This window comes from Agrobacterium sp. V1, assembly GCF_030518355.1.
In the GTDB taxonomy this organism is placed as follows: Bacteria; Pseudomonadota; Alphaproteobacteria; order Rhizobiales; family Rhizobiaceae; genus Agrobacterium; species Agrobacterium cucumeris.
Map to the genome: position 1 here is coordinate 1,851,915 of NZ_JAULSF010000001.1, position 10,768 is coordinate 1,862,682.

Genomic DNA, 10,768 nt, shown 5'->3' on the forward strand with positions numbered 1-10,768 from the left:
CGGCTGAAACGGCATGAGCCTGAACAAATTTAGTCGAATTTTACCATTTCGCTTTACCTATTAGAACATCGCATAGTTCTTTTAAATCATAAGCTGCATGACGCAGAATACTCCCGCCTTAGAGGCATGTCTTTCCCACCATTCTCCAAGATGACCCGACCGGGCATATCTGGTTTCAAGGACGTGTAGCTTGCCAAAAAAATCCAACCTCATGACGCGCATCCTGTTTGCGGCGTCATCACTTGTTGTCGCCGCCTTTGCGGGCTTTTCTTTCTATATCGATAGCCTTCAGCACCGGGTCACCACGGAAGCGGTGGCGGAAAACATCGATTCGTCCGGCAAGCAGGCCGCACAGAGCATCGCCAACTGGCTGAGCGGCCGCATCATGCTCACCGACACGGTGGCGAAAACGCTTGCGAAGCTTCCGGAGGACGACGCCAAGCTGCAGTTCCTGCAGAACGACGTGCTGACAGCGCAGTTCATGTCCACCTATTTCGGCAATGCCGAAACCGGCGTCTTCACGACATTCCCGAAAACACCGCTGCCGGAAGGTTATGACCCGCGCAAGCGCCCCTGGTATCTGGATGCAGTCAAGGCCGGCAAGCCGGTGCTGACCGAACCTTACACCGACGCCTCGACCGGCGGCCTCGTCATCACTGCCGCCATGCCCGTTTCCGTTGACGGCAAGTTGGCTGGCGTGACGGGAAGCGACTTCTCGCTGGATTCGCTGGTCACGATGATCAAGTCCGTGGATGCCGGCACGGACGGTTATGCCTTCCTTGTCAACAAAGATGGCAAGATCCTCATTCATCCCGATCCGAAACTCGTCGAAAAGCCGCTGAGCGATCTTTTCAAGGTCAACACACCGACAATCTCCTCGGCAATTTCCCAGACTGAAATTGACGGCAAGGGCAAGATCACCAGTTTCATACCGGTTGCCGGCCTGCCCTCGGTCGAGTGGTATCTCGGCTTCGTCGTCGATTCCGATATCGCCTACAGCGCAATCGGCCAGTTCCGGCTGGCGGCGACCATTGCCACGGTTCTTGCCGCCGCAATCATGATCGCGCTGCTTGCAACCGTGCTCTCCCGTTTCATCGTCCGCCCCGTCACGCAGATGACCTCGGCCATGGAAGGCCTCGCGGCCGGCAATCTCGATGTCGTCATTCCCGGCCAGGAGCGCACCGACCAGATCGGCTCGATGGCCGCAGCGGTTGCCGTTTTCAGATCGAACGCCATGGAGCGCCTGCGTCTGGAAGGTGATGCCGAAGAGAACCGCACGCTTTCCGAACAGGAGCGCAATGAGCGCGAGAGACTGGCGTCAAAAGATGCCGCAGACATCCAGTTCGCGGTCGACTCGCTCGCCAAAGGCCTGGCGCATCTTTCGGACGGCGATCTCAATTACCGTATCGACACGCCTTTCGTGATCCGCATCGACCGCCTGCGCGACGATTTCAACAACTCCGTCGCCAAGCTGAATGTGGCGCTCAGTACCGTTGGCCAGAATGCCCGCGCAATCGACGCCGGTGCTGGTGAAATTCGCCAATCCGCCGACGATCTGGCACGGCGCACCGAACAGCAGGCCGCCTCGGTGGAAGAAACCGCCGCGGCACTCGAGGAAATCACCACCACGGTGAAGGACTCCGCCCGCCGCGCCGAGGAAGTCGGCCGTCTGGTTGATCGCGCCCGCGGCAATGCCGAACAATCCGGCATCATCGTCGAAGATGCGGTTCGCGCCATGGAAGGCATCGAAAAATCATCGTCGGAGATCAGCAACATCATCGGCGTGATCGATGAAATCGCCTTCCAGACAAACCTTCTGGCCCTGAATGCCGGTGTGGAAGCGGCTCGCGCCGGTGAAGCCGGCAAGGGTTTTGCCGTCGTCGCCCAGGAAGTGCGCGAACTTGCCCAGCGCTCCGCCAACGCGGCCAAGGAGATCAAGACGCTGATCAACGCCTCCACATCGCAGGTACAATCCGGCGTCGATCTCGTCGGCAATGCCGGCAAGGCGCTGGAAACCATCGTCCGCGAAGTCCAGGAGATCAACCGCCATATCGACGCCATCGTGACGTCGTCGCGCGAACAGTCGACCGGGCTTCAGGAAATCAACACCGCCATCAACACCATCGATCAGGGCACCCAGCAGAATGCCGCCATGGTCGAAGAACAGACGGCCGCCAGCCACGGACTGGCTTCGGAAGCGGCGGCGCTCAACGAACTGCTGGCACAATTCCAGCTTGCCACGGCGACGCGGCGGCAGGCGGAATATGGGCGGGCTGCTTAGGAGAACCGCCTGCTAGTTGGTGGAGGCAAAGCATACAAACCCCGTCACCCCGGACTAGATCCGGGGTCCAGCGCGATCAAGTCCTTGATCGCGAAAGACTCATTTCCTCACGGCGCAGACGCGCCGTGGCTGGATGCCGGATTAAGTCCGGCATGACGGAGGAAAGGTTTCAACCTCTTTCATGGCCGGACCGATCCGGCCATTTTTATTTGGCGCGCGAACGATACCCCGTTCTCTCTACCGGCCCGATCCGCTAGAGCTTGATCGATCATGATATGTGGAGGGATTCATGCTGGAACTGATTTGGCGCGGCATTGCCATGGGCATTGGCGGCACCGTGTTTATGGATATATGGGCGATTGTGCTGCATCGGTTTTTCGGCCAGTCAGCACCGAACTGGGCGCCGGTTGGCCGCTGGTTCTGGCATGTGCCAAAAGGCACGATTTTTCACGACAGCATCGCCACTGCCGCACCTTACGAGCATGAACTGGCGCTCGGCTGGATTTCGCATTATGCCGTCGGCATCCTCTACGGCATTATTCTGGCGCTGGTGGTGCCGGCTGCATGGTTTGCAAACCCATCCTTCATCCAGCCATGGATCGTTGGCATCGTCACGGTTGGTGCGGGCTGGTTCCTGTTGCAGCCGGGTCTTGGCATCGGCTGGGCGGCATCAAAAACGCCCAATCCGACAAAAGTCCGTATTCTCAACCTCGTGGCCCACACGATCTTCGCGCTGGGCATGTATGCCGTGGCACTTTTGATGCGCTAAATGAAAAGGGGGGCTGAAAAGCCCCCTCTCCTGTCTTTGTCTCAGATATTCGCCGAGAAGGTATCGCAATCTTCGACACGGCCGTTCTGGAAGCCGCGCTTGAACCATTCCATGCGCTGCGCCGAAGTGCCGTGGTTGAAACTATCAGGCACCACATAACCTTGGGTCTGCTTCTGCAACGTGTCGTCGCCGATCTGGTGGGCGGCGTTCAGCGCTTCTTCGAGATCGCCCGTTTCGAGAATCCCCTTCTGCTCGGTGAACTTGCCCCAGATGCCGGCATAACAATCCGCCTGAAGCTCCACCCGCACCGACATCTTGTTGGCATCCACCTGGCTCATCGACTGGCGGCGACGGTTGAACTCCGGCAGGACGCCGGTCAGGTTCTGCACATGATGGCCAACTTCATGCGCAATCACGTAAGCCTGCGCGAAATCGCCGGCTGCACCAAAACGCTGGTCCAGTTCCTTGAAGAAGTTAGTATCGAGATAGACCTTCCGGTCGCCAGGGCAATAAAACGGGCCGCTGGCGGCGGAGGCGTTACCGCAGGCGGAAGACACCTGACCGGAGAACAGCACCAGCGTCGGTTTCTGATAGGTCTCGCCGGCAGACTGGAAGATACCGCTCCAGGTATCCTCGGTTTCCGCCAGCACGGTGCGTACGAAAGCCGTTGTCTCATCCGACGACTGACCCTGCGGGCGCGTGCCGGATTGCTGTTGCGTCGTGCCGCCGCCGTCCATCGACATATCGCCGCCGGTCAGCAGCGTCAGCGGGTTGATGCCGAGCACCCAGCTGATCAGAAGTATGACCAGAAGACCGCCAATCCCGATACCGCCGCCGCGACGTCCAATCGGTACCCGCATCCCGCCGCGGGAAAAAGGATCACCCGATCCCGCTGACATGCCGCGCCGGTCCTCGATATTGTCCGACTGGCGACGCCCTCTCCATTCCATGCTCTTCTCCCGGCGAATACCGCCTCAACAAGCTGCCTTATAACGGCACTATAATACATCTTGTTCCGGAAGAAAGCAGAGGCGGCAAACGGAACCTCTCACACGGCTCTACGTCTCTGTTTCAACACCGCCAGAAACAGGAAGGCGAACACCAGTGCACCAGCGGAAAGGGCAGCAAAACCCGCTCTCCCGTCGTCGAAGGCAACCTCATGCATGATGCGCCCCGGAACGAATGTGAAGCCGCCGGCAATCACGATACCGCCGAGATAAACACTCTGCATGATCCGCATATGCCGTCTGATATCACCGCGGCGGGCGAAATAAACCGATTGCAGACACCCATAGATGGTGAAGATGGAAAGCAGATGGATCGGGCTGAAACCATAAAACACCTTCAATTCATGGATGAAGAAGGTAGAAGCCGCAGTCGCGACCATCAGCACCACCCAGATCTTGCCAAGCAGCCGGTGGATGGCGGTGCCCTTGGGACGCAGGAAGATGAAGGCCCCGAGAATGGCTGCGGGCACGACGGTGGCGACATGGAACTGCACGGCAAGCGGTGCATCTAATAAAGGCTGGAATGACATGGGCGCTGTTTCGGCTCTGTTGAAATCACCGGCAATTTCGGCAAAACATGCGTCCAGGGAAAACGGATTGGCGCCATCAGCAGGAAAACTTCGTGGATCACCCATATATGCAATCCACGCTTCGTGAAATGCACGCCATCCTGCAATCGCGCAGGCTGTGGCTGACATTTCTCGCCGTGCTGGCGATCTTTATCGTGACCGGACCCTTCGGGACGAGCGAAACCATGAGTTTCGCCGACCGGCTGCTTTACTGGACAATCATACAGGCCGGCGCCTGGACATTTGCCATATCCTTTTCCATCATCGCCAACCGCATCTTCGCCGATAGCATCAGAAACATGCTGGCGCGCATGATGCTCGGCTCGCTGACGGCCGCGCTGCCAATAGGGCTCTTACTTACCATCACCAACCGGGTCTTTTCAGGCACGGAAATGGGTTTCGGCCCCTTTCTGCAAAGCAGCCTGTCGTCCCTGCCTCTTTGTGCTATCTTTTGCCTCTTGAGTTATCTCACCGCCAGCCAGCCCCTCGAAACGACGGCAGTTGCCGTAACGGACACGGGGGAAGACGGCAAATGCGAGGTAAAAGGCACCGCGCCGCTGCTGGAGCGGCTGCCGCCGCAAAAGCGCGGAGAATTACTGCGGCTGTCGGTGCAGGACCATTATACTGAAATCGTCACCACGCGCGGACGCCAGCTCGTTCTGCTGCGTTTTTCCGATGCGCTTAAAGAAATAGGCCAGACCGAGGGCTGGCAGGTCCACCGATCCCACTGGGTTGCCGATGCCGATATAGTCTCGCTGCGCAGGCAGGCAGGACGTCTGCACATCGTCACAAAAGACGGCACGGAAATTCCCGTCAGCCGCTCTTACAGCACGGCGGTGCAGGCCCGTTTTGCCGCGCGTGCCCCCGCCGGCTAAGAGTTTCTGTCGATTCCGGAATTTATGGGGTTCCGTTCTCAAAAACATTTGCCTATAAGCCGCTTCTAGCCTGAAAACATTTGAATTGCGCTCCCCGGCCGGTGATCTTCCACCCTGGCCGGTGTTTTGCGCAACCAAAAAGCGGAACGAGAGAGCCATGCCGAAGCGCCAAGATATCAAGTCCATCCTCATCATTGGCGCAGGACCGATTGTCATCGGCCAGGCATGTGAATTCGACTATTCCGGCACACAGGCCTGTAAAGCGCTGAAGGAAGAGGGTTACCGGGTCATTCTGGTCAACTCCAACCCGGCAACGATCATGACCGATCCGGGCCTTGCCGACGCTACCTATGTCGAGCCGATCACGCCTGAGGTCGTCGCCAAGATCATCGCCAAGGAACGCCCGGACGCGCTGCTGCCGACCATGGGCGGCCAGACCGCGCTCAACACCGCGCTTTCTCTCAAGCGCATGGGCGTTCTCGACCGCTACAATGTCGAAATGATCGGCGCGAAGCCCGAAGCCATCGACATGGCGGAAGACCGCGCATTGTTCCGCGAAGCGATGGCCCGCATCGGCCTTGAAACCCCGAAGTCGATGCTCGCCAACGCCACCGAAATCAAGGATGCCGACCGCAAGAAGCACGAAATCGCCCGCACCGAACTGAAGGGCAAGCTTTCCGGTCCTGAGCTCGACAAGGCGTTGGACGACCTCGAAAACCAGTGGAACCTCGGCGAAACCGATCGCAAGCAGCGTTACATGGCCCACGCCATGGCGATTGCCGCCCAGGCCATCGACCATGTCGGCCTGCCCGCCATCATCCGCCCGTCGTTTACGCTTGGCGGCACCGGCGGCGGCATTGCCTATAACCGCTCGGAATTCTTCGACATCGTCTCGGGCGGCCTCGATGCATCGCCGACGACCGAAGTGCTGGTCGAAGAATCAGTGCTCGGCTGGAAGGAATATGAGATGGAAGTCGTCCGCGACACGGCGGACAATTGCATCATCATCTGCTCCATCGAAAACATCGATCCGATGGGCGTCCACACGGGTGATTCGATCACGGTCGCACCGGCGCTGACGCTGACGGACAAGGAATACCAGATCATGCGCAACGCCTCGATTGCGGTGCTGCGTGAGATCGGCGTGGAAACCGGCGGCTCGAACGTCCAGTTCGCCGTCAATCCGAAAGATGGCCGCCTCGTCGTCATCGAAATGAACCCGCGCGTGTCGCGCTCGTCGGCGCTGGCATCGAAGGCGACCGGTTTCCCGATCGCCAAGATCGCCGCCAAGCTCGCCATCGGCTATACGCTGGACGAGCTGGAAAATGACATCACCGGCGGCGCGACGCCCGCCTCGTTCGAGCCGTCGATCGACTATGTCGTCACCAAGATCCCGCGTTTCGCCTTCGAGAAGTTCCCCGGCGCCTCGCCGATCCTCACCACCGCCATGAAGTCGGTCGGTGAAGTCATGGCGATTGGCCGCACCTTCGCCGAATCGCTGCAAAAGGCGCTGCGCGGCATGGAAACCGGCCTCACCGGTCTCGATGAAATCGAAATCCCCGGTTTTGAGGAAGGCGAAGGCTCCAAGAACGCCATCCGCGCCGCCATCGGCACGCCGACGCCGGATCGCCTGCGCATGGTCGCCCAGGCGCTGCGCATGGGCATGACCGAAGAAGAAGTCCACGAAAACTCCAAGATCGATCCGTGGTTCATCGCCCAGTTCAAGGCCATCGTCGACATGGAAGCCCGTATCCGCGAGCATGGCCTGCCGCAGGATGCTGAAAACCTGCGCATGCTGAAGGCCATGGGCTTCTCCGACGCCCGCCTCGCCAGCCTGACGTCCAAGCGCCCGAAAGAAGTGGCCGAACTGCGCAACAGCCTCAATGTTCGCCCGGTCTTCAAGCGCATCGACACCTGCGCTGCCGAATTCGCTTCGCCGACCGCTTACATGTATTCGACCTATGAAATTCCCTTCGTTGGCGCAGCCCGCTCGGAAGCGCAGGTTTCCGACCGCAAGAAGGTCGTCATCCTCGGCGGTGGCCCGAACCGTATCGGCCAGGGCATCGAGTTCGATTATTGCTGCTGCCACGCCGCCTTCGCGCTGAAGGATGCCGGCTTCGAAGCCATCATGATCAATTGCAACCCGGAAACCGTCTCCACCGACTATGACACCTCCGACCGCCTCTATTTCGAGCCGCTGACGGCCGAAGACGTGATAGAGATCATGCGCGCCGAACAGGAAAAGGGCGAGCTGGTTGGCGTCATCGTGCAGTTCGGCGGCCAGACGCCGCTGAAGCTTGCCGAAGCGCTGGAAAAGAACGGCATCCCGATCCTCGGCACCGCGCCTGACATGATCGACCTTGCCGAGGATCGCGACCGCTTCCAGAAGCTGCTGATGAAGCTCGATCTCGCCCAGCCGAACAACGGCATCGCCTATTCGGTCGAGCAGGCCCGCCTCGTCGCGTCTGAAATCGGCTTCCCGCTGGTTGTTCGCCCCTCCTACGTTCTGGGTGGCCGCGCCATGCAGATCATCCATTCGGAAGGCCAGCTGCAGACCTATCTGCTCGACACCGTTCCGGGCCTCGTACCCGAAGACATCAAGCAGCGTTACCCGAACGACAAGACCGGCCAGATCAACACCCTGCTCGGCAAGAACCCGCTGCTGTTCGACAGCTACCTGACCAACGCCGTCGAAGTCGACGTCGATGCGCTCTGCGATGGCGAAAACGTCTTCGTGTCAGGCATCATGGAGCATATCGAAGAAGCCGGCATCCATTCGGGCGACTCGGCCTGCTCGCTGCCGTCGCGTTCGTTGAGCAAGGAAACTCTTGACGAGCTGGAGCGCCAGACGACGGCTCTCGCAAAAGCGCTGAATGTCGGCGGCCTGATGAATGTGCAATATGCCATCAAGGACGGCACGATCTACGTTCTCGAAGTCAACCCGCGTGCCTCGCGCACCGTGCCTTTCGTCGCCAAGACCATCGGCGCGCCGATTGCCAAGATCGCCGCCCGCGTCATGGCCGGTGAAAAGCTCAATACAGCGATTGCCGCCTATGGCGAAAAGCCTGATCCGCGCAACCTGAAGCACATCGCCGTCAAGGAAGCCGTCTTCCCCTTCGCCCGCTTCCCCGGCGTCGACATCCTGCTCGGACCGGAAATGCGCTCGACCGGTGAAGTCATCGGCCTCGACACGGATTTTGCGCTCGCCTTCGCCAAGAGCCAGCTCGGCGCCGGCGTTGACCTGCCGCGCTCCGGCACGGTCTTTGTTTCGGTGCGTGACGACGATAAGGAAGGTGTTCTCCCCGCCATCCGCATTCTGGTGGAAAGCGGCTTCAAGGTCGTGGCCACCGGCGGCACACAGCGTTTCCTTGCCGAACGGGGCATCAACGCCGAAAAGATCAACAAGGTGCAGGAAGGCCGTCCGCATATCGAAGACGCCATCCGCAACCGTCAGGTCCAGCTCGTTATCAACACCACTGATAGCAACAAGGCGATTTCCGATAGCAAGTCGCTGCGCCGTGCAACACTGATGCAGAAGGTGCCCTATTACACGACCATGGCCGGTGCCGAAGCTGCAGCCCTTGCCATCCAGGCCCTGAAGGCCGGCAATCTGGAAGTGAAGCCGCTGCAGAGCTATTTCCAGTAAGCGACCCGCGGGAAATCCGCGCCGTCACGTGCTGAGTGAAAACGAAACGCCGCGGGTCGCAAGATCCGCGGCGTTTCGCATTGCGTAATCCCCCTGCAATCCGTTTCCGGTATCAAAAACGCATCATTCCGACGTGAGGTTCATGATGCCCTTATCCAAGACCAACATACCGCCCTCGGCCACAGGCGGATATATTTCGCCTGTGCTTGCCCGCATGATCGCGGGCATTTCCGCGCGTGTTGACGCAACCTCGGTGATCAGCACCGAAACCTTGCGGGGTTAAAGCAATGGCAGGACGTCCGCCGGGACCGGAACGGGTGGCTTTTCCGCTGCGGATCGAACCCGCAATATTGAACGTGATCAGGAACACGGCCAGCGGCGAGTTGCGCAGTATCAATGCCCAGATCGAGATCTTGCTCAAGGAAGCCCTGCACCATCGCGCCGCGGTGGATGAAGTGAGCGAGCAGCAGGGCTAGGCAGCCAGCGCCTCGCGCACGCAGTTGCGCCCTTCGCTCTTGGCGCGGTAGAGGGCGCGATCCGCCATTTCCGCCAGCGTCTGCAGGTCGCAGCGCATTTCGCCGGTGGTCGCAACACCGATGCTGATCGTCACGCCGACGCGCAATCCACCACAATCGACGTCATTGACGGCAACCGCATTGCGAATACGCTCGCCGATCATAGAGGCTTTCTGACCACCTGCTCCCGGCAGGAAGATGATGAATTCCTCGCCACCGTAACGCGCCAGAACATCGGCACCGCGTATGCTGCCACCGATGCGTTTTGCCACTTCCTGAAGGACGCTATCACCGACGGCATGGCCAAAACGGTCGTTGATCGATTTGAAGTGATCGATATCCAGCAGCATGGCCGCATCGGCGGGATCGGGAGCCGCAGGCATGGCCTGGAAAAAGAAGCGGCGGTTCTTGACGCCGGTCAACGGATCGGTGTTGGCGAGAACCAGCAATTTCCGTTCGGACCGCTCGGCCACCAGCATCATCACGAACAGCGCGATGGCGAAGTTCAGCATGATGATGAAGAAAAACGCATTGACCAGATTGATGATGGCATAATCCGGAAAGAATATGCTTTTCACCACGGATAGCGAAATCAGACCGGAAATCCCGGTGATTGCGCCGAGTGCCAGACGGGAGAGAAGCCGCTCCTTGCGCCACCTTGCGAAAAGACCACCCGCGCCCGCAAGATAGGCGAGAGCCGCGCAGCCATTGAACAGCGCCGCACGATAGGCATTGTTTTCAGCCACCTGCAGCGCGACGACAATCGCCAGCAGGGCGGCAAGACAGAGGACAACCACCGTCCGGCGCCCCACAGGGCGTCCATCGCTCAAAACTTTCAGACCAAGCCAGATCAGCGCATAACCGATGATGCCGAAAACGACACTGCCGAGCTGCCAAAAAGCCGGTGACATTATCCCCCATTCGCCGTAACCGGCGAGGGTGGAGCCAATTGTCATGGCAGCAAAGCCCGCGGCAAGAGCAACCGGGCCACGCAATCCACGATTTGACAACTTCAGATAGATGAAACTCAGCAATCCTACAATATAAGAGCACTTTTGCATCAGTATGACTGTCGTGAGGTCGAGTTCACCCAACATAATATGTCC

At 59.3% G+C, this 10,768-nt stretch carries 8 protein-coding genes; 5 read left to right on the forward strand and 3 right to left on the reverse strand.

Annotation, left to right across the window (positions count from 1 at the left end; all coding sequences use genetic code 11):
• Positions 1-190: 190 nt before the first annotated feature.
• Together QSV77_RS09060 and QSV77_RS09065 are read left to right on the forward strand one after the other, a co-directional pair.
• Positions 191-2,281, forward strand: a complete 2,091-nt coding sequence (locus QSV77_RS09060; protein WP_302733202.1) for a methyl-accepting chemotaxis protein — start codon at positions 191-193, stop codon at positions 2,279-2,281.
• A gap of 289 nt (positions 2,282-2,570) precedes the next feature.
• A complete protein-coding gene (locus QSV77_RS09065; protein WP_142840328.1) occupies positions 2,571-3,050 on the forward strand; it encodes a DUF2938 domain-containing protein in 480 nt (159 codons plus the stop codon).
• A gap of 41 nt (positions 3,051-3,091) precedes the next feature.
• On the opposite strand, the gene QSV77_RS09070 is transcribed toward QSV77_RS09065, so the two are convergent.
• Together QSV77_RS09070 and QSV77_RS09075 are read right to left on the reverse strand one after the other, a co-directional pair.
• On the reverse strand, positions 3,092-4,000 hold the full coding sequence (locus tag QSV77_RS09070; protein WP_142840329.1) for a neutral zinc metallopeptidase: 909 nt from the start codon (positions 3,998-4,000) through the stop codon (positions 3,092-3,094).
• 98 nt (positions 4,001-4,098) lie between these two features.
• Positions 4,099-4,587 carry a DUF2306 domain-containing protein gene (locus tag QSV77_RS09075; RefSeq protein WP_302733909.1) on the reverse strand — a complete coding sequence of 163 codons (489 nt, stop codon included), beginning with the start codon at positions 4,585-4,587 and terminating at the stop codon, positions 4,099-4,101.
• Positions 4,588-4,679: 92 nt separating this feature from the next.
• On the opposite strand from QSV77_RS09075, the gene QSV77_RS09080 reads away from it, so the two are divergent.
• From QSV77_RS09080 to QSV77_RS09090, 3 genes are all read left to right on the forward strand, one after another.
• A complete protein-coding gene (locus QSV77_RS09080) occupies positions 4,680-5,501 on the forward strand; it encodes a LytTR family DNA-binding domain-containing protein (protein WP_302733203.1) in 822 nt (273 codons plus the stop codon).
• Between the two features lie 157 nt (positions 5,502-5,658).
• Positions 5,659-9,147, forward strand: coding sequence for a carbamoyl-phosphate synthase large subunit (carB, locus tag QSV77_RS09085; RefSeq protein WP_302733204.1), 3,489 nt, complete (start codon positions 5,659-5,661; stop codon positions 9,145-9,147).
• A 287-nt stretch (positions 9,148-9,434) separates the two neighbouring features.
• On the forward strand, positions 9,435-9,623 hold the full coding sequence (locus tag QSV77_RS09090) for a hypothetical protein (protein WP_271362211.1): 189 nt from the start codon (positions 9,435-9,437) through the stop codon (positions 9,621-9,623).
• Here the strand turns inward: QSV77_RS09090 and QSV77_RS09095 are convergent.
• Positions 9,620-10,759: a GGDEF domain-containing protein gene (locus tag QSV77_RS09095; RefSeq protein ID WP_302733205.1), complete on the reverse strand. Its 1,140-nt coding sequence runs from the start codon at positions 10,757-10,759 to the stop codon at positions 9,620-9,622. The two genes, QSV77_RS09090 and QSV77_RS09095, sit on opposite strands and share 4 nt — an antisense overlap.
• Positions 10,760-10,768 lie beyond the last annotated feature (9 nt).